The following is a 19,219-nucleotide window of genomic DNA, read 5'->3' as shown; positions in this document are numbered from 1 at the left end:
CTTATTTATATTGTTTTAAATCTAGATTTTCCGCATCATCTGCCAAACGAATGGCTGACGCAATTTCAACTGCCATCTTATGACTGGCTACATCGTGCACGCGCACCACTTCGACACCTTGTCTCGCAGCGATACTGGTCACATGGGCCGAAGCAGTATCCCGATTGCGGAAACCAAGTTCGGTCTCAGGATTAACTTCAAAACCATTTTCCTCCAGAATACTGATAACAAACCGCTTGCGCGAAACTCCAAGAAAGATTGGATAGCCTTTCTGATGCAGTTTATCCAGATCACGTAGAAGGAGCAGATTTTCCTTCTTAGTCAGACCAAAGCCAATTCCTGGATCCAGCATGATCTTCCCTTTCGAAATCCCTGCTTTCTCCGCTCTTGTTAGAGCGCGGTCAAAGAACGCAGTCATCAAATCTTCGATTGGCATTTTTTCAAAGTTAGTTAACTCTTTCTCTGTAAAAGCTTGCCCAAATCCAAAATGCGGGAATATGAGCGAGCTAGGGTGCTGAGGTCGAGTCATGACTGGATTAAACATGATGACTACTTGCGCACCAGCCTTAGCAACCACATCTGCCATTTTCTCATCTCCCATGAGACCAGTGATATCATTGACCAGATTAGCACCAGCTTTCAAAGCAGCCTCTGCTACCTGACTCTTCCAAGTATCGATGGAAATGAGGACATCACTTTCCTTGCGAATAGCTTTGATAACTGGAACAACACGCTGGATTTCCTCTTCTATCTCAACATAGCTACTGCCCGGCCGAGTCGATTCCCCACCGATATCTAGCATGCTCGCTCCTTCTGCTATCAATTTACGAGCTTGCTGGAGAGCCTGGTCAACAGCAAAAAACTGACCACCATCCGAAAAGGAATCTGGGGTTACATTGATAATTCCGCAAATGGCTGTTTTTGCCTGACTAGCTTTTTTGGACATACGGTCACTCCTCAAGGTTTTTCACCACATTATTTCTCTATTTTACCATAAAAAGAAAAAGATGGATACGCCAGCATTCATCTTTTCCAAGTAAGGAAATGGTTTAGAAAGGCAAGCCTACATTTCGACTAATCAAAACCAGTAAAGCCAGCAAACAAAAGGCAATACCATTGACAATCATATGAAGCAAGATCGACATCTCTAAACGTTCTGTTCTGTAGGCTGTCCAAGTTAAAACTGTCGACATTCCTCCATAGATAAGGAGAGAAGGCAGATTGGTCGGTGTGTGGAGCAAGGCAAAGACGACTGCACCTACAAGATAACCCAACTTCTCCTTCCCACGGAAGATCTTTTTAGGGATAATTCCACGACACAATATTTCCTCACAAATGGGAGCAATCAGAACCAGTAAGAAAAAACTGGAAATCAGCGAGCTATTCTGAACCAGATTATTAATAGTTGATTGATTGCTGGTCGTAGATTCATTCATCAGACGAAGCAAGGCAGAGCCGAATAAGTTACTTGTGAAAATAACCAAATAACTCAAAACCAAGCGGGCTAGATCTTTTGCCTTGAAAAAAGAAAGATTGAAGCTCGCAATCTCTGTTTTTCGCGCACTAAAGATAAAAACAGTTAGAATAACAACCGACAGCAAAGCCACCAAAAGTCCTGACTGGAGGAGTGGGAATTGTCTGGCGGATAAAAGGGCAGATAAAATTAAAGGAAGTTGGGATAACACCAATCCTATTAAAAAAATCAACACCCATATTCCTCTATCCAGAATTTCTTGCCAGATACTTTTTTTCTTCATGATATACCTCCTTATAATAAAAAGGGGAAGACCCCCTTTCTATATTATACCATTTATAGCTTATAGCGCCATGCTAATATAGTTCAGGATGAACAAGGCATCCAAAATCCAAATCATCACGTGCACATCCTTGGCTTGACCTTTGACAACTTTTGTCAAGGTATAAGTCAAGAAACCAACAGCAATCCCTTGTGTGATAGAGTAGCTGAATCCCATAAAGATAGATGTGAAGAAGGCAGGAACAGCCTCAGCCATATCATCCCAAGGAACGTTTTTCAAGTTAGAAAGCATCATGATTCCGACGATGATCAAAATTGGCGCTGTTGCAGCTGTCGGAACAATCGCTAGAAGTGGGCTAAAGAAGCTAGAGAGAGCAAAACAGATCGCAACTACTAGGGCCGTCAAACCAGTGCGTCCACCAGCACCGATACCCGCCGCAGACTCAACATAAGTCGTAACGTTTGAAGTACCTGCAATGGCACCTACTGAAGTCGCCACCAAGTCAGAGTATAGAGCCTTGTCCAATTTAGCGGACTCATGGTTTTCCCCACTTGTCGCAACGATACCAACTTTTTCACCAGTACCGATAAGAGTACCAATTGTATCAAAAATATCCGTTAATGAGAAGGCAAGAATAGCCATCAAAGTTTCTGGCAAACGTGAAGTGTTTGAAATCAAAGATCCTAAACCTTCTGAACCCAGAGCAGCACCAAACAAAGTTCCTAGATCATTAACCGCTGATGAAAGATTGTTGCTAGCGAAGTCAATCCCTGACAAATTCACAACACCAACAGCAATGGCAAGCACAGTCGTTGTTAAAATAGAAAGAATGATTCCACCTTTGATGCCTTTAACAACAAAGAAGATGGTAATAGCCAAACCTGCAAGAGCTACCAATACTGCTGGAGTATTGAAGTCTACCAATCCTGGAACGGCTGCTGAGTTTGCAGTAAGTGCAGCTTGAGCCTTGTCTGCTCCTTCACCTGCTACAGTATAAGTACCTGGGTCAATTGAGAATTTCAAGAGACCAGCATTCTTAATCCCAACATAGGCAAGGAAAACACCAATACCAGCGGAAATAGCTGAACGAAGTGTTGTAGGAATAGATTCGATGATCATTTTACGAACATTTGTCAAGGTAATAATCAGTGAAATAATTCCACAAATGAAGACCATACCAAGAGCTTCTTTCCAAGTATAGCCCATCCCAAATACAACTGTAAATGTGAAGAAAGCATTGAGTCCCATACCTGGTGCTTGTGCGTATGGCAAATTAGCATAGAAAGCCATCATCAAAGTACCAACTACAGAACCGATAATTGTTGCCAAGAACACACCTTGAACAGGCATCCCTGTTTGTGAAAGCATTTGAGGGTTTACAAAGAGAATATAACTCATTGCAAAGAATGTTGTTAAACCAGCAAGCACCTCTGTACGGACATCTGTCCCGTGCTCTTTTAGTTTAAATAGTTTGTCCATGTTTAATCTCCTTTTGTTTTTTTACGAACAATGAGAGTATTATAACATTTATTATTCACCTTTTCAATATGTTTGTTTGATTTATTTAACAAAATGAAATTTCTATTTTTTGTTTTGAGTCTGTTTTTCTTCTTTCTTTTTGATATAATAGTAGACATCTTATCTGGAATGTACTAGGAAGGTTTATATGACTAAAAAAATTATCGCAGTCGATTTGGACGGAACCCTGCTCAACTCAGAGAGTAAGATTTCAGATTTTACTCGAAACACAATTAAACGAATTGCTAAAAAAGGCCACCATGTCATCATCACTACTGGGCGCCCTTACCGTATGGCAAAAGAATTTTATCAGGAACTAGAGTTGCACACACCTATGATCAACTTCAACGGTTCCCTTACCCATCTACCAGGGCAGACTTGGGAACACGAAAAGTGCTTGACCTTGGACAAAAAATACCTCTTGGACATGGTCAAACGCAAAGAGGATATCCAAGCCGACTTTATTGCAGGAGAATACCGCAAAAAATTTTATATCACGGCTCCTAATGAAGAAATTGCCAATCCCAAACTATTTGGTGTAGAAAATTTCCAACCAGAAAATCAATTCAAATCTGAATTGGTGACCAAGGACCCTAACTGTATCCTCTTGCAAACAAGAGTCGATGATAAATACGCGCTAGCAGATGAGATGAATCGTTTTTACCAACACCAACTAGCAATCAATACCTGGGGAGGCCCCCTCAACATTCTCGAATGTACACCAAAAGGAGTCAACAAGGCCTTTGCTTTAGAGTATTTGCTCAATGTTATGAACCGAGACAGACAAGATTTGATTGCCTTTGGAGATGAACACAATGACACCGAAATGCTGGCTTTTGCAGGCAAGGGTTATGCTATGAAGAATGCCAATCCCGATTTGCTACCATATGCAGATGAGCAACTCTCTCTGACAAATGATGAAGATGGTGTTGCCCATGCCCTACAAGATTTGTTCCTATAACACTCAAAAAGTTAGCTTGTGCTAGCTTTTTAATTTTCACAATTTTTCAACTAACCGACCTGTTTTCATTTTTTTATATTAAATTACTCCCTTATCTTTTTATACATTCCTACAAAAGTATTTATATATTAACATTTTGTAAGCGAGTTTTCATCGAAAACCAACACATATTTATAAGAAATGGTTGCTTTTTGTTTGAAAACGGTTTATACTTAATGGTAGTCTTAAAGTTTTCTTAAAAACTAAGAGTCAAACATTTTAAAGGAGGAATGACAATAATGAGTATCGGAATCATTATTGCAAGCCACGGCGAATTTGCTGCGGGTATTCATCAGTCCGGATCTATGATCTTTGGTGAACAAGAAAAGGTTCAAGTTGTAACCTTTATGCCAAACGAAGGTCCAGATGATCTTTACGCTAAATTCAACAACGCTGTGGCTGCATTTGACGCAGAAGATGAGGTGCTAGTATTGGCTGACCTTTGGAGTGGATCTCCATTCAACCAAGCTAGTCGCGTGATGGGAGAAAATCCTGAGCGCAAGTTTGCCATCATCACAGGACTGAACTTACCGATGTTGATCCAAGCCTACACAGAGCGCCTGATGGACGCGAATGCAGGTGTGGATAAAGTCGCTGCGAATATCATTAAAGAAGCCAAAGATGGCATCAAAGCTCTTCCAGAAGAGCTTAACCCAGTTGAGGAAGTTGCAAGTGCTGCAGCTGCTCCAGTTGCCCAAGCTGCTATTCCAGAAGGAACAGTTATCGGCGACGGTAAACTGAAAATCAACCTTGCTCGTCTAGACACTCGTCTCCTTCACGGTCAGGTTGCCACTGCTTGGACTCCAGATTCAAAAGCAGATCGTATCATCGTTGCTTCAGACAACGTCGCAAACGACGACTTGCGTAAAGAATTGATCAAACAAGCAGCTCCAAACGGAGTAAAAGCCAACGTTGTTCCAATCCAAAAATTGATCGACGTTGCAAAAGACCCACGTTTCGGTGACACTCATGCCCTTATCTTGTTTGAAACTCCACAAGATGCACTTCGTGCAATCGAAGGCGGCGTACCAATCAAGACTCTTAACGTTGGTTCCATGGCTCACTCAACAGGTAAAACAATGATTAACAACGTTTTGTCTATGGACAAAGATGATGTTGCAACATTTGAAAAAATGCGTGACCTCGGTGTTGAATTTGACGTACGTAAAGTACCAAACGACACGAAAAAAGATTTGTTTGACTTGATTAACAAAGCGAACGTTCAATAATTAGAATCTTCTTCTCTCGAACTCTTAGAAGAAAGATTTTACACTTTATTATACTTAAATAGAAAAGGAATAAAACCATGTCAGATATTTCAATCATTTCTGCTATCTTGGTTGTAGTTGTTGCCTTCCTTGCAGGTCTTGAAGGTATCCTCGACCAATTCCAATTCCATCAACCAATCGTCGCATGTACCCTTATCGGACTTGCAACTGGTAACCTCGAAGCAGGTGTTATGCTTGGTGGATCTCTTCAAATGATCGCCCTTGGTTGGGCAAACATCGGAGCTGCCGTAGCTCCTGATGCTGCTCTTGCATCTGTTGCCGCAGCAATCATCTTGATCAAAGGTGGTAACTTTACTACTGAAGGTATCGCCGTTGCAACAGCAACAGCTATCCCTCTTGCCGTAGCTGGACTTTTCTTGACTATGATTGTTCGTACAATCTCAGTTGGTTTGGTTCACACTGCAGATGCTGCCGCTAAAGAAGGAAATATTGCAGCTGTTGAACGTGCTCACTTTATCGCACTTCTTCTTCAAGGTCTTCGTATTGCAATCCCTGCAGCCTTCCTTATCGCTATCCCAGCTTCTGCCGTTCAAGATGCTCTTAAATTGATGCCAGAATGGTTGAATGGTGGTATGGCTGTTGGTGGTGCTATGGTCGTTGCCGTTGGTTACGCTATGGTTATCAACATGATGGCAACTCGTGAAGTATGGCCATTCTTCGCTATCGGTTTTGCTCTTGCAGCTATCTCTCAATTGACTTTGATTGCCCTTGGTGTCATCGGTGTTGCCCTTGCCTTCATCTACCTTAACCTTACAAAACAAGGTGGAAACGGTGGCGGCGGAGCTGCGACTTCTAACGACCCAATCGGTGATATCCTAGAAGACTACTAGAAAGGGGAACAATCATGGCTGAAAAAATTCAATTATCAAAATCAGATCGTCAAAAAGTTTGGTGGCGTTCACAATTCCTTCAAGGTTCTTGGAACTACGAACGTATGCAAAACTTGGGTTGGGCTTACTCATTAATCCCAGCTATCAAAAAATTATACACTAAAAAAGAAGACCAAGCGGCTGCTCTTGAGCGTCACCTTGAGTTCTTCAACACTCACCCATACGTAGCTGCTCCTATCATGGGGGTTACTCTTGCACTTGAAGAAGAGCGCGCTAACGGTGTAGAAATCGATGACGCGGCTATCCAAGGGGTTAAAATCGGTATGATGGGACCTCTTGCTGGTATCGGTGACCCAGTATTCTGGTTTACAGTTCGTCCTATCCTTGGAGCCCTTGGTGCATCACTTGCTGCATCTGGTAACATTGTTGGTCCCCTTCTCTTCTTCTTTGGATGGAATGCTATCCGTATGGCCTTCCTATGGTATACACAAGAGTTCGGTTACAAAGCTGGATCTGAGATCACTAAAGACATGTCTGGTGGTATCTTGAAAGACATCACTAAAGGTGCTTCTATCCTTGGTATGTTCATCCTTGCCGTTCTTGTACAACGTTGGGTATCCATCAACTTCACTATCAACCTTCCAGGCAAACAATTGTCAGAAGGTGCCTACATCAACTTCCCAGAAGGTCCTGTTACAGGAGCTGAGTTGAAGGGCATTCTTGGTCAAGCGCTTAGTGGTATGAGCCTAGATAGAGTTCAACCACAAACGCTTCAAGGTCAGTTGGACTCATTGATTCCAGGATTGATGGGACTTCTCCTTACTTTCCTTTGCATGTGGTTGCTTAAGAAAAAAGTATCTCCAATCACAATCATCCTTGCCCTCTTTGCAGTTGGTATCGCAGCTCGTTTCTTCGGTATCATGTAATCTCGGTGAGAATATATAAACAAAAAAGAATCAGGATTAAACCTGATTCTTTTTATGTATCAACTTTTTCTCCTAGTAAGATAATGAAAGCACCCAATCACCACTGCTAGTATGGCAACATAGAGTAGCTGTTTGGCTTCTAAAGGCACAAAAGCTCCCTGTAGGATAAAAGTATTGGCAAGTACACCAACAAGGGCTGCAAGGCTCAAAAACGTGAGCAAAAGCATCTTGTATCGATTAAAAGGCAAGCTGACCTTGGCAACTAGACACAGACCATTGATCAGGGCAAGGAGGAAGCAAATAAATTTGACCTGACCTGGGACAGTGATAAAGAAATTGGTCAAAAGAACACTAGCAACCAGAACGCCACCACCAATCGCCGCGTTGGTTAGGATATCTCTCATAAAGTGAGTGCTAACCTTTTCTTTATTGGACTCAAAAGTCAGGAAGAAGGATGGAATCCCAATCGTAATGGCTGAAATGATTGTAAACTGAATGGGGATAAAGGCAAATTCCAAACCAAATACCACACTCAAAATGGCAAACACGATGGAGAAGAAGGTCTTTGTTAGAAAAAGAGAGGCTACCTTTTGGATGTTGTTAATGACCCGGCGTCCTTCCATCAAGATATCATAAAATACTGCAAAGTCATCTGTGAGAAAAACAATATTGGATACACTTTTGGCTGCACTCGTAGCCCCCTTCATGGCAAAACTAATATCTGCTTTCTTGAGAGCCAGAACATCATTGACTCCATCACCACTCATGGCAACTGTTTTACCAGCATTTTGCAAAATAGATACCATCTTTTGCTTCTGTTCAGGTGTCACACGTCCAAATATTTCGTGTTCCAAGACCACTCTTTCAAAGTCATCATCGCTCACCTTGGTCATATCAATAGCCCGCGCTTCTTCCTTAAAACCTGCCTTACGAGCCACCCCATATACAGCCACATGATTATCACCACTGATAATCTTCACTTCAACACCTTGAGATTCGAAATAGTCAAAGGTTTCCTTGGTATTGTCCTTAATCTCATCTGACAAAACGACGTGGCCTAGTAGTTCCATATTAGCTGGACTAGTAATCTGGTCCTTGCTATGAGCGAGTGTTAAGATTCGAAAACCTTGCTGTTTCAGATGCTCATAGTAGGCATCCATCGGCTGGGTAAAGCCTAGAAATTCATAGGCTCCGAAGAAATAGGTCCCACTGTCTTTTACTTGGACAAAGGAATACTTGTTTTTACTTGAAAAGGCACCGACTTCTTGAACTTCCCACTTTTTCTCACAGGTTAAGTAAGTCTTCAGAGCTCGGGAAGTTGCATTTTCATCTTCGAAATAAGCCAAATAAGAAGATAGTTTCTCTGCTACATTAGCATCCATTTCTTGGACCTTCATATTCCCCGTCGTGATAGTTCCCGTCTTATCAAAACAAAGAATATCTACTCGCGCCAAGGTCTCTACACAGTATAGCTCCTGTACCAGAACCTTCTTTTTAGCCAGCTTCATGGCTGCTACTGCTAGGGACACACTAACCAAGAGAATCAAACCCTCTGGAATCATGCCGACCAAGGCACCTGAACTTCCTAAAACAATTTCAACATAAGACCGTCCTAGACTAAAACCTCTGACATAGAGCAGAATGGCAACTGGCACCAGCAAGATCGAGACGATTTTTAAAATCTTATCCATGTAATCGCGTAGTTGAGAAGGGTATTTTTTGAATTCCTTGCTGGATTTTGCGAGTTTGTTGATATAACTATCGGGTCCGACCGCCGTCGCCGTGACCAGACAAGTACCGCTAACGACATTGCTTCCGCTCATCAGCTTGTCACCTGCTGTTTTAAAGACTGAATCACTCTCACCAGTCAGCAAGGACTCATCCACTTCGATCGTTCCTTCAAGCACTTCTGCATCGACAGGTACCTGATCTCCCAGATTGAGATGCAGATATTCCCCCAGAACGATGTCTTCTGGATCAATCTCGATCGTTTGACCATCTCGATTGACCTTGTACTTACTTTTACCAAGCAAACTTAGCTTTTCCAAAGCATTTTTTGAACGCACTTCTTGGAAAATCCCGATAGCTGTATTGATAGCAATCACACCTAAAAAGAGCATGTTCTCAAATCGCAAGGTTGTGGCTACCAGAACTGCCAGAGCCAGGTTCATGGCATTAAAGAAGGTAAAGATATTTGAAACGACGATTTCCTTGGTTGTTTTGTAGGGTTTAATGTCGCTGATATTTCGTTGACGATCCTTGATGTCTTGACTGCTTAAATACTTCATTTCTACTCCGATATCCTTTTGTACTACTATAGTAACACATATCTTTTTCTCTGTCACTTAAAGACTCAAAATAAGGAGAACTCCCTTGGCAAGCATCACCTATCGCCACTTCAAGAAGAACTTAAAAAGAGGCTAGGATTCCCCTAACCTCTTTTCTTTATGCTTTATTCTGCCAAGGCTCCCATTGGATCCCATGGTGCAAGTACGATTGGTTCTGCTTCATAGGCAGCTTGTTCTTCTGCTGTCAGCAATTCTTTACGGACAACGATTTGGTAAGTGTATTCGTCCATCCAAGCGTCTGAGGCGACAAAGTAACCATCTGCACCGACCTTGTCTCCCCATGAGTTTTCAACTTTCCACTTGGTTGACTTGCCATTTTCGTCCAAGTCCACACCTGTCAAGACCATGGCGTGGGTCATCAAACTTTCGCTGTAGTCCAAACGTCCAGCCTTGTCTTGAGTCAGTTGAATATCCATGCTTGATTCAAAGTCATAAACATCAGTCGCAAGGATTCCAGCTTTGCGGTTGCTGAGCTGGCCGACATCTGAACCAAACCAAACAGTTTCTCCTGTTTGCATTTGGGCAATCGCCAATTCTTTTAAGCGCTCCATTGGTACGTTGATGTAACGAACTGCACGGCTACCAACCACATTTCCCAACATCTCAACTGTGTAAGATTTACCGTAAGGCTTGTCAGCAGTTGGAGCATTGATAACAGAAACGTAGTCTTCTAGAGGAAGATTGACATATTTCTTGTAAAACTCTTGTGGCGTGATACCCTTTTCGCTTTGGTAGTTATCATCCTTATCGCGATAAGCAAAGTCAAATTTACGCGGTGGAAGACCTAGTGACATAGCAAGGAAGTTAAAGATTTCTTGCAAGAGGTCTTCTTTCTTAGCTTGAACAGTCGCTTGGTCAGCACCAGAAGCGAGCAAGTCACGCAAGATTTGGGCATCTTGGCGAAGCAATTTGTTAAGAATTGCATTGAGCTCACGGCTATTACTAGATGAAACAGACTCAGGGTAAACTGACTTAGGAACGACACCATATTTTTCAAAGAGGGCCACGACCATATCCCACTGTCCACCGTCTTGTTGTGGAGTTTGGAGTAGGAAGCTAACCTTACGGCTCGTCAATTCTTGATCTGCAGTCGCAATGACTTGCTCCAAGAACCAGTTAGATTTTTCATACTTGTCCCAGAAGAAAGTGTGGGCTTGTGACAATTCAAAGTTTTCCAATTTATATTGAGAAATGAGTTTGTGACGGAAGGTGTTGAGAGCTGCAAACATCCAGCAACGACCAGACGCTTTCTGGTTAGTAACCTTGTCCTTGGTCAAATCCAATGAGAAAACAGGTGCATTGTCTACATGACTTTGGCGACGTTCTAGAGCTGCAAAAATTCCATTGTGGCTGGCAGCATTTTCAATTGCTTGGTATTTGACATTTGCTTCATAGTTGGCAAATAGTTTATCTGTAAATGATTCTTGAATCGAGTTCATAGATTCCTCCTTTTATTCTACTGTCTATTATAACTCTTTTCACAAAGGAAGCAACTGAAAAACGAAAAAGGCAGGGACATTCTCCTCACCTTTTCTAGCATAAATTAAATTAAGCAATACTCGCAAGGAGAACCTCTAACTCCTCCTTGGTCAGGCGACGCCATTCTCCTCGTTCTAAGTTCTCGTCCAAGGCTAAAGTTCCCATCGTCAAACGTTGTAGGTCCACCACTTCCTTACCACAGTAGGCTACCATCCGTTTGACCTGGTGGAATTTCCCTTCTGCAATGGTCACACGAACCAGACTTTGATTCTTTTCTGTATCTACCGATATAATCTCCAGTCTAGCAGGCTGGCAGGTAAAATCCTTGAGCGGAATGCCCTTGGCAAATGTCTCCACGTCTTCTTGGGTCATGATACCTTTGACTTGAGCTAGATAAGTCTTATCCACATGTCGCTTGGGCGAAAGCAAAGCATGGGCAAGCTGGCCATCATTGGTCAAGAGCAGAAGACCATGCGTATCGATATCCAAGCGCCCGACTGGAAAAACTTCCTTGGTCCGAGCTAAATCATCCAACAAGTCTAGAACCGTTCTATGCTTGGTATCCTCAGTCGCTGAAATGACTCCTTGGGGCTTGTTCATCATGTAGTAAACAAACTCTTCATACTCTAGCACTTGGCCATCAAAGCGGATCTCATCTCTTTCTTCATTGATCTGCAATTTAGCTGACTTTTCTTTCTTGCCATTTACCATCACACGCCCAGCCTTGAGCAAGTTTTTGACCTCTGTCCGGCTCCCCACAGCACAGGCAACTAAAAATTTATCTAATCTCATAGAACTATTATATCATACTCAAAAGGAGGCTGACTCAATGATCAACCTCCTTTTCATTTCAGATTTAAGGAACTAACTTCCTCTTTCCCAGAAGATAGCTAAGACAATCATAGCGCCTAAAACAGCAGGAATAACAGCTGTTCCCGCTAGAATTGGTCCCCAAGTCCCAAAGAGCAAGTGGCCCAAAAAGGCACCAATCCAGCCGAGAAACATTTTTCCAAAGCATCCCATGCTCTCTCCACGATTGGTCAAAGCACCTGCCAAGAGTCCTACTAAGAGACCGACAAACATACTTCCAAGCATAGTTTCTCCTTAAATTGCCCAGTCTCCATTACGGAAGAGGGGCACGCGTGTTCCATCCTCACGGATACCATCGATATCCATTTGACTAGAACCAATCATAAAGTCCACGTGAACATCTGAGCGGTTAAGCCCTGCAGCTTCAAGCTCTTCTTCGCTCATCTCTGCTCCACCAACAACGCTGGTCGCATAGGCAGCACCGATAGCCAAGTGGTTTGACGCATTTTCGTCGAAAAGGGTATTAAAGAAGGTAATGCCTGACTGAGAAATTGGGCTTGGATCTGGTACCAAGGCACATTCCCCCAAGGCACGAGCACCCGCATTTTCAAAGACAAGGTCTTTCATGACCTGATCACCCTTCTCAGCAGTGATGTCTACGATTTGTCCATCCTTGAAGGTCACTTTAATCCCTTCGATGATATTTCCGTTATAGCTAAGTGGTTTTGTAGAGGTTACATAACCATCTGCACGACGGAAGTCAGGAGCCGTAAAGACTTCTTCTGTTGGCATATTTGGTAAGAACCCTTCGCCCTGTGCATTGATAGCACCAGCTGATTCCCAAACGTGATTCTTAGGCAAACCAAGTGTCAAATCTGTCCCTGGCGCTGTGTAGTGAAGGGCTGAGAATTGCTCTTTATTAAGCATTTCCGCCTTGCTCTTAAGGATAGCTGCATGCTCTTCCCAAGCCTTCACGGGATCTTCTTCGTAGACACGGCAAGTTTTGAAGATTTGGTCCCAAAGGAGATCGACTGCTTCTTCATCGCTCGCAGCATTTGGAAAGACTTTCTTAGCCCATTCAAGTCCAGCAGCGGCTGCTACAGTCCAGCTAACCTTGTTGGATTGCGTTGCGATACGCATTGGCTTCATGGCAAGTCCCATAGCTTTAGCAGAAGCTGAAAGCTTGTCAGCGTCCACTCCGTTCAAGGCACCTGGATCAGAAGAACGGACACCAAGACGGCTAGCCTTGTTCTCCAAGAGATAGTTCATCTCAGCAATCTTGTATTCTGGCACATTGTCCAAACGCTCCATCGGCGCGTGGAGGAATTTCTCACGGTTGATCACATCATCTGTCCACTGAACGATGACCTCATGCGCGCCCAGGGCATAAGCTTCCTTCACGATCAAATGCGCCAACTCACGCTGCTCCACATCGATAGAGAGAGCCAAGGTATGACCAGGTTGCACGTTAATTCCGTTCGCAACCAACAATTTAGCATATTTTTCTAGATTTTCTTTAAAATTTGGTAAAACCATTTTATTTTTCCTTTTCTTTTGTTATTTCTCTTTAAACAAGGACAACAGGCTAACCGCTGCCACAGTGCCGCAAATCAAAGCGGTCATTCTCAAAATCGTATCAGGATCAAGATCCAGCTGGTAATCAAACACCTTTTGCGCTGGCTTATCCTGAGCAGAAATAGTAAGTTTCATAAAAACCTCTTTCTATATTTTAGAAAAACTCATCAAACAAACTCAACTGGTTATCCTCTGGCATATTGCCGAGAATCCCCATTTCATCCATCTTCTCAACCAAGGTCGATGAAAGCCCACCGCGCTTGCGCAGTTCTGTTTTAGAGAGGAATTCTCCCTCTTCACGCGCACGCACTAACTGCTTAGCAACGTTCTCTCCCAAACCATCCATTGCTACAAATGGCGGAATGAGGGTATCCCCATCAATGAGAAACTCTGTTGCCTGACTACGGTAGAGAGCGAGTTTGCCAAATTTGAAACCGCGTTCCCACATTTCATTGACAATCTCAAGAGTGGTATAGAGGTCAATTTCCACATTAGAAGCTTCATTGTTCTTCCGTTTTTCAGAGATTTCTTCCATTCTGCGCTTGATAGCATCCAAGCCTGCACCCATAGTCTTGATATCAAAAGCCTTAGCGCGGATTGAGAAGTAAGCACAGTAATAATAAATGGGATGGTGAACCTTGAAGTAGGCTACGCGAAGGGCCATCATAACGTAGGCTGCCGCATGGGCTTTAGGGAACATGTACTTAATTTTCCCGCAGGACTCTATATACCACTCTGGTACCTTATTGGCCTTCATGGCTTCGATGTAGCCATTTCGCTCCTCCTCGGAAATCTTCAACCACAAGCCTTTACGCACCCGTTCCATGATGGTAAAGGCCATCTTAGGTTCAAGACCAGCATGCATGAGGTAAACCATGATGTCGTCTCGACAACCGATAACAGTTGATAGATCCGCAATCCCTTGTTTAATCAAATCTTGTGCATTCCCCAACCAAACGTCAGTACCGTGGGACAGTCCAGACAGCTGAAGCAATTCCGCAAAAGTCGTCGGATGCGTCTCGTCTACCATTCCACGTACGAAGTTGGTTCCAAATTCTGGAATTCCCAGCATACCCGTCGGCGTTCCGATTTGCTCAGGTGTTACCCCTAGCACACCGGTCCCTGAAAAGAGGGCCATAACGCCTTCGTCATCCATAGGAATTTCATTAGGATCAATCCCAGACAAGTCCTGGAGTTTCCGAATCATGGTCGGATCATCATGTCCCAGTACATCAAGTTTGAGGACGTTCTCATCGATATCATGGAAGTTAAAGTGAGTGGTCTGCCATTCAGCCGTCACGTCATCTGCTGGATACTGGACAGGCGTAAAATCATAGACATCCATGTAGTTAGGAATAACAACGATTCCCCCTGGGTGTTGTCCTGTAGTCCGCTTGACACCAGCCGCACCTTGAGCGAGGCGTTCCACCTCTGCATCACGATAGAACTTGCCATAATCTCTCTCATAGCCCTTTACAAATCCATAGGCAGTCTTGGCAGCCACCGTACCAACCGTTCCTGCACGGAAGGCATATTCTTCACCAAAGATATCACGCACATCCAAGTGAGCGCTAGGCTGGTCTTCTCCCGAAAAGTTCAAGTCAATATCGGGAACCTTGTCCCCATCAAAACCAAGGAAGGTCTCGAACGGAATATCCTGCCCATTTTTACTGAGTTTGTGGCCACACTTTGGACAATCCTTATCGGGCATATCAAATCCTGAACCATAAGAACCATCTGTGATAAATTCACTATACTGACACTGACTACAAACATAATGAGGAGAGAGAGGATTAACCTCCGTAATCCCAATCATGGTCGCAACAAAACTGGACCCAACAGACCCACGAGAACCAACCAAGTAGCCCCGTTCATTGGAACGTTGCACCAGCATCTGCGATGCCAGATAAATCACGGCAAATCCATTTCCCAGTATGGATGTTAATTCTTTTTCAATCCGCAAATCAACAATATCTGGCAGCGGATTTCCATAAATCTCAAAGGCCTTCTTATAGGTCAACTCAGCAACCGTTTCTTCCGCCTTGTCAATGAAAGGCGTGTACAAGTCACTCTTAACCACCTCAACAGGCTCAAAGGTTTCTGCCAAGGCATTAGTGTTTTCAATAACCAATTTGCGTGCTAGATCCTCACCCAAGAAGGCAAATTCATCCAACATCTCATTGGTTGTTCGAAAATGAACCTTTGGAAGAGGAGCTGGTTGAGCATGTTCACCGTGACCAATGGTTCGGTTAATCATAGCCCCCTGTCCCAAACTACGGACGATAATTTCACGGTAAATCTCTTCTTCCGGTTCAATATAGTGAACATTTCCCGTAGCCAAGACGGGCTTGCCAAGACGGTCTCCCACTTCTATCAAACTTTTGATAATGGTCTGGAGTTCCTCCATATCCTTGACCTGCTCCTTAGCAATCAAGGGAGCATAGATAGCTGGTGGCATGACCTCGATAAAGTCATAATACTTGGCCACCTCAACCGCCGCATCCACACCTTGGGAAACGACTGCATCAAAAACTTCACCTTCTGAACAGGCTGAGCCCAAAATCAAACCTTCCCGATGAGCATCTAGAACCGTTCTCGGAATCCGTGGCACCCCTTCAAAGTACTTGGTATTGGACAACGAAACCAGCTTAAAGATGTTTTTTAGACCTACTTGATTCTTGACATAGATGGTCGCATGCTTGATCCGAGCTTTTTTATAAGAGTCTGGACTAATCAAATCAATATTCAGTCTAGCCAGATCAGTCACACCATGTTTTTCTGCTACATCCTTGATAAAGATAAAGAGCAAACGACCAGTAGCTTCCGCATCGTAGTTGGCCATGTGGTGATGTTCCAAGGCAACACCAAAACGCTTGGTCAAAGGTCCCAAACCATGACGTTTATACTCAGGATAGAGGTTTCTAGCAAACTCCAGCGTATCAATAACTGGCTGGCTAATTTTAGGAAGACCATGACGCTCATAGTTGGCATTCATAAAGCCAACGTCAAAGGTCGCATTGTGGGCGACTAGGACAGTATCCTGGCAAAATTCTTGGAATTCTTGCAAAACTTGTTCCAGTGGCTTGGCATTTTTGACATGATCATCTGTAATACCAGTCAACTCCGTGGTAAAAGCTGACAAAGGATGTCCAGGATTGATAAATTCATCAAATTCGGCAATGACATTCCCCTTGTACATCTTAGAGGCTGCAACCTGAATCAAATCATTATAGATAGCTGAAAGCCCCGTCGTTTCCACGTCAAAGACCACATAGGTTGCTTCTGACAAGTCCATCTCCACTTCGTTGTAGACGATAGGAACCCGGTCCTCCACGATATTGGCTTCCATTCCATAGATTAGCTGAATTCCAGCTTTTTTAGCCGCCTTATATCCGTGTGGGAAGGACTGGACATTCCCGTGGTCCGTGATGGCAACAGCCTTGTGTCCCCACTTAGCAGCTGTCGCAATGATTTCTTCAACCTCTGGCAGAGCATCCATGGTTGACATGTTAGTATGAGCATGAAACTCAACCCGACGCTCACCTTCTGGCATGAGATCCTTTCTTTCATGATGCACAACTTCCTGCACATCCTGCACGTTCATAGTCAAATCACGTGTGAAGTTATTCATCTCCACATTCCCACGCACTCGGAGCCAAGAATTCTTCTTGATGAGGTCAAATTTCTGAGCCGCTTCCTCATTTTTAACCCACTTTTGCATCGAAAAACTTGAAGTGTAGTCCGTCATTTTAAAGTTGATTAAAACACGACCTGTTCTAGTCACTTTTTGCTCTACATCAAAAACAACCCCTTCAAAGACCAGACGATTTTCCTCAGTCGTCACTTCAATCATAGGAGTAATCTCCGCCTTGTCCAACTTCGGTTTAGCCGCAGCTTTTTTGGCCTGAAAATCAAAGGCTGGTTTGTCTTCTGCTGGAGGTGGCGCCATCTGTTCCAGTTGCTCCATAGCACGGAGCGCTTCCTCATTGGCAGCTTGAACAATTTGCTCATTTTCAGCATGAAAGGCTTCTTCCTGCTCTTGAGTCAGCACATCATTCTTCTCTACTTGACAGTTGAAAGTTGGAAATCCAAATTTTTCAAGTTGTTTAGCTAAATTAGGAAGATGATTCTTCTTAAAATGTTCCTTATCAATCGCCTCTGAACCTTCAATAAACAGTTGATTACCTTCAGCACGAACTCGCAGATTTTGATAAAGAGATTTAAAGCCTTGACTAGCACACGGCCCCTCAGAAAAAGCTTCTCTATAATATGCTTGCAAGAGTTGATTTGAAAATTCTTGAGACAGAGCCTTGATTTCGAAAACAGCTTTATTGCCTGTCTTAGAAAATTCCTCACTCAAACCTTTCTTTAATTCTAAAAAGATTTCAATCGGTAATATATTAGAAAATACGAAATGAAACTCCCATACCTTACTAATTTTATGAACCACAACTCGCTCAATGCTTGCATCAACGAGAGCAGGATTCTGTTTCAGTTGGTCAGAGATTCCTAGTTGATTCATTAAGATTTCAAACTTACTTGACATTCATTTTCCTCACATTATTCTCTTACTATTTTACCATAATTAAAGAAAATATATAGCTGATGTCATTTGTTAAACTCTTTTATATTCCTCTTATTTCTTTATTAAAAATAACTCTATAATTCTGTAGTGGGTAAATCCACCGCAGGGATTATGGAGCTTATTTTGTTGTAGAAAAAAAGTCCCATAAGATTTATAATGAAAAGCGACCAAACCATCATTAGAAAGAATCATATGGAACCATTACATTTTATCACAAAACTACTCGATATTAAAGACCCTAATATCCAGATTATATCGTTAATATGAATACCTACAAGGAAGTCATCGCTAAGCTAGATTATCCAGCACCTAAATGTCCTCACTGCCAAGGAAAAATGGCTAAATATGACTTCAAAAAGGAATCTAAAATACCTTACCTAGAATGTGCGGGGATACAAAACGCTGATTCGATTGAGAAAACGGCATTTCCGCTGTAAAGTCTGTGGAAAAATGGCTGTCGCAGAAACTCCCTTAGTCAAGAAAAAACACCAAATCGCTCAAAAATTAATCGAGAAAGTCCCTATAACGGCCATCGCTGAAAGCTTGGCTATCTCCACTTCCACCGTCATTCGTAAACTGAAAGAGTTTAAATTCAAGACAGATTTATCTTATCTTCCAACTCACATGTCTTGGGATGAATACAGCTTCAAGAAAGGCAAGATGAGCTTTATTGCACAAGATTTTGAAAAGCTCGATATCATCACTGTTCTTGAAGGCAGGACACAAGCTGTCATCCGAAATCACTTTCTTAAATATGATAGAGCCGTTCGCTGTCAGGTGAAAATCATTACTATGGATATGTTTAGTCCTTACTATGCCTTGGCTAAACAGCTTCGCTTTCGAATTTCTAGGCTCAGGCTGAAACAGTCTCCCAGACTGTTTCACTCCCAAATGCTAAAATCGTTCTAGATCGTTTTCATATTGTCCAACACTTAAGCCGTGCTATGAGTCGTGTGCGTGTCCAAATTATGAATCAGTTTGATTGGAAATCCCATGAATACAAAGCTATCAAACGTTACTGGAAGCTCATTCAACAAGATAGTCGTAAACTGAGCGATAAGCGATTTTATCGCCCTATTTTTCGTATGCACTTAACCAATAA

General features: G+C 42.9%; 14 protein-coding genes and 1 pseudogene (1 of these 15 only partly in view). 5 read left to right on the top strand and 10 right to left on the bottom strand.

Annotation, left to right across the window (positions count from 1 at the left end):
• Window position 1: 1 nt before the first annotated feature.
• From folP to GOM47_RS01205, 3 genes are all read right to left on the bottom strand, one after another.
• The gene (folP, locus tag GOM47_RS01215) at window positions 2-946 is read right to left on the bottom strand and encodes a dihydropteroate synthase (RefSeq protein ID WP_235080808.1); all 945 of its coding nucleotides are present in this window, start codon (window positions 944-946) and stop codon (window positions 2-4) included.
• A gap of 103 nt (window positions 947-1,049) precedes the next feature.
• Entirely contained in the window at window positions 1,050-1,757 is a 708-nt protein-coding gene (locus tag GOM47_RS01210) for a CPBP family intramembrane glutamic endopeptidase (protein WP_235080807.1), read from the bottom strand.
• Between the two features lie 60 nt (window positions 1,758-1,817).
• Window positions 1,818-3,236 carry an NCS2 family permease gene (locus GOM47_RS01205; RefSeq protein WP_235080806.1) on the bottom strand — a complete coding sequence of 473 codons (1,419 nt, stop codon included), beginning with the start codon at window positions 3,234-3,236 and terminating at the stop codon, window positions 1,818-1,820.
• Between the two features lie 187 nt (window positions 3,237-3,423).
• Between GOM47_RS01205 and GOM47_RS01200 the strand changes: the two genes are divergently transcribed.
• The 4 genes from GOM47_RS01200 (at window position 3,424) to GOM47_RS01185 (ending at window position 7,320) form a co-directional block, all read left to right on the top strand.
• Window positions 3,424-4,236 (top strand): Cof-type HAD-IIB family hydrolase, encoded by an 813-nt coding sequence (locus GOM47_RS01200; protein ID WP_235080805.1) that lies wholly within the window; start codon window positions 3,424-3,426, stop codon window positions 4,234-4,236.
• Window positions 4,237-4,514: 278 nt separating this feature from the next.
• Window positions 4,515-5,504 (top strand): PTS sugar transporter subunit IIB, encoded by a 990-nt coding sequence (locus GOM47_RS01195; protein WP_235081263.1) that lies wholly within the window; start codon window positions 4,515-4,517, stop codon window positions 5,502-5,504.
• A gap of 77 nt (window positions 5,505-5,581) precedes the next feature.
• Window positions 5,582-6,394 carry a PTS mannose/fructose/sorbose transporter subunit IIC gene (locus GOM47_RS01190; RefSeq protein ID WP_049490467.1) on the top strand — a complete coding sequence of 271 codons (813 nt, stop codon included), beginning with the start codon at window positions 5,582-5,584 and terminating at the stop codon, window positions 6,392-6,394.
• Window positions 6,395-6,408: 14 nt separating this feature from the next.
• A complete protein-coding gene (locus tag GOM47_RS01185; protein WP_000818313.1) occupies window positions 6,409-7,320 on the top strand; it encodes a PTS system mannose/fructose/sorbose family transporter subunit IID in 912 nt (303 codons plus the stop codon).
• A 59-nt stretch (window positions 7,321-7,379) separates the two neighbouring features.
• Here GOM47_RS01185 and GOM47_RS01180 read toward each other — a convergent pair whose 3' ends face one another.
• From GOM47_RS01180 to GOM47_RS01150, 7 genes are all read right to left on the bottom strand, one after another.
• The gene (locus tag GOM47_RS01180) at window positions 7,380-9,608 is read right to left on the bottom strand and encodes an HAD-IC family P-type ATPase (RefSeq protein WP_235080804.1); all 2,229 of its coding nucleotides are present in this window, start codon (window positions 9,606-9,608) and stop codon (window positions 7,380-7,382) included.
• Between the two features lie 164 nt (window positions 9,609-9,772).
• Window positions 9,773-11,107 carry a C1 family peptidase gene (pepC, locus tag GOM47_RS01175; RefSeq protein WP_235080803.1) on the bottom strand — a complete coding sequence of 445 codons (1,335 nt, stop codon included), beginning with the start codon at window positions 11,105-11,107 and terminating at the stop codon, window positions 9,773-9,775.
• 109 nt (window positions 11,108-11,216) lie between these two features.
• Window positions 11,217-11,939, bottom strand: a complete 723-nt coding sequence (locus GOM47_RS01170) for a pseudouridine synthase (protein WP_235080802.1) — start codon at window positions 11,937-11,939, stop codon at window positions 11,217-11,219.
• A 72-nt stretch (window positions 11,940-12,011) separates the two neighbouring features.
• Window positions 12,012-12,242: a GlsB/YeaQ/YmgE family stress response membrane protein gene (locus tag GOM47_RS01165; protein WP_235080801.1), complete on the bottom strand. Its 231-nt coding sequence runs from the start codon at window positions 12,240-12,242 to the stop codon at window positions 12,012-12,014.
• Between the two features lie 9 nt (window positions 12,243-12,251).
• Window positions 12,252-13,493: an aminopeptidase gene (locus GOM47_RS01160; RefSeq protein WP_000243940.1), complete on the bottom strand. Its 1,242-nt coding sequence runs from the start codon at window positions 13,491-13,493 to the stop codon at window positions 12,252-12,254.
• A 21-nt stretch (window positions 13,494-13,514) separates the two neighbouring features.
• On the bottom strand, window positions 13,515-13,667 hold the full coding sequence (locus tag GOM47_RS01155; RefSeq protein WP_061409820.1) for a hypothetical protein: 153 nt from the start codon (window positions 13,665-13,667) through the stop codon (window positions 13,515-13,517).
• Window positions 13,668-13,686: 19 nt separating this feature from the next.
• Window positions 13,687-18,078 (bottom strand): PolC-type DNA polymerase III, encoded by a 4,392-nt coding sequence (locus GOM47_RS01150; protein ID WP_235080800.1) that lies wholly within the window; start codon window positions 18,076-18,078, stop codon window positions 13,687-13,689.
• Window positions 18,079-18,309: 231 nt separating this feature from the next.
• Here GOM47_RS01150 and GOM47_RS01145 point away from each other — a divergent pair.
• Window positions 18,310-19,219, top strand: a pseudogene (locus tag GOM47_RS01145) (transposase); it runs 369 nt beyond the window's last position.

The sequence above is a fragment of the Streptococcus oralis genome (genome assembly GCF_021497945.1).
In the GTDB taxonomy this organism is placed as follows: Bacteria; Bacillota; Bacilli; order Lactobacillales; family Streptococcaceae; genus Streptococcus; species Streptococcus oralis_BR.
Note: the sequence above shows the minus strand (reverse complement) of the source record. Positions and strands in the feature narration are given on the sequence as shown.

What these genes read in the sequence shown, in the direction of transcription:
- folP (WP_235080808.1), bottom strand. Translation starts at nt 946, where the DNA reads ATGTCCAAAAAAGCTAGTCAGGCAAAAACAGCCATTTGCGGAATTATC.
- GOM47_RS01210 (WP_235080807.1), bottom strand. Translation starts at nt 1,757, where the DNA reads ATGAAGAAAAAAAGTATCTGGCAAGAAATTCTGGATAGAGGAATATGG.
- GOM47_RS01205 (WP_235080806.1), bottom strand. Translation starts at nt 3,236, where the DNA reads ATGGACAAACTATTTAAACTAAAAGAGCACGGGACAGATGTCCGTACA.
- GOM47_RS01200 (WP_235080805.1), top strand. Translation starts at nt 3,424, where the DNA reads ATGACTAAAAAAATTATCGCAGTCGATTTGGACGGAACCCTGCTCAAC.
- GOM47_RS01195 (WP_235081263.1), top strand. Translation starts at nt 4,515, where the DNA reads ATGAGTATCGGAATCATTATTGCAAGCCACGGCGAATTTGCTGCGGGT.
- GOM47_RS01190 (WP_049490467.1), top strand. Translation starts at nt 5,582, where the DNA reads ATGTCAGATATTTCAATCATTTCTGCTATCTTGGTTGTAGTTGTTGCC.
- GOM47_RS01185 (WP_000818313.1), top strand. Translation starts at nt 6,409, where the DNA reads ATGGCTGAAAAAATTCAATTATCAAAATCAGATCGTCAAAAAGTTTGG.
- GOM47_RS01180 (WP_235080804.1), bottom strand. Translation starts at nt 9,608, where the DNA reads ATGAAGTATTTAAGCAGTCAAGACATCAAGGATCGTCAACGAAATATC.
- pepC (WP_235080803.1), bottom strand. Translation starts at nt 11,107, where the DNA reads ATGAACTCGATTCAAGAATCATTTACAGATAAACTATTTGCCAACTAT.
- GOM47_RS01170 (WP_235080802.1), bottom strand. Translation starts at nt 11,939, where the DNA reads ATGAGATTAGATAAATTTTTAGTTGCCTGTGCTGTGGGGAGCCGGACA.
- GOM47_RS01165 (WP_235080801.1), bottom strand. Translation starts at nt 12,242, where the DNA reads ATGCTTGGAAGTATGTTTGTCGGTCTCTTAGTAGGACTCTTGGCAGGT.
- GOM47_RS01160 (WP_000243940.1), bottom strand. Translation starts at nt 13,493, where the DNA reads ATGGTTTTACCAAATTTTAAAGAAAATCTAGAAAAATATGCTAAATTG.
- GOM47_RS01155 (WP_061409820.1), bottom strand. Translation starts at nt 13,667, where the DNA reads ATGAAACTTACTATTTCTGCTCAGGATAAGCCAGCGCAAAAGGTGTTT.
- GOM47_RS01150 (WP_235080800.1), bottom strand. Translation starts at nt 18,078, where the DNA reads ATGTCAAGTAAGTTTGAAATCTTAATGAATCAACTAGGAATCTCTGAC.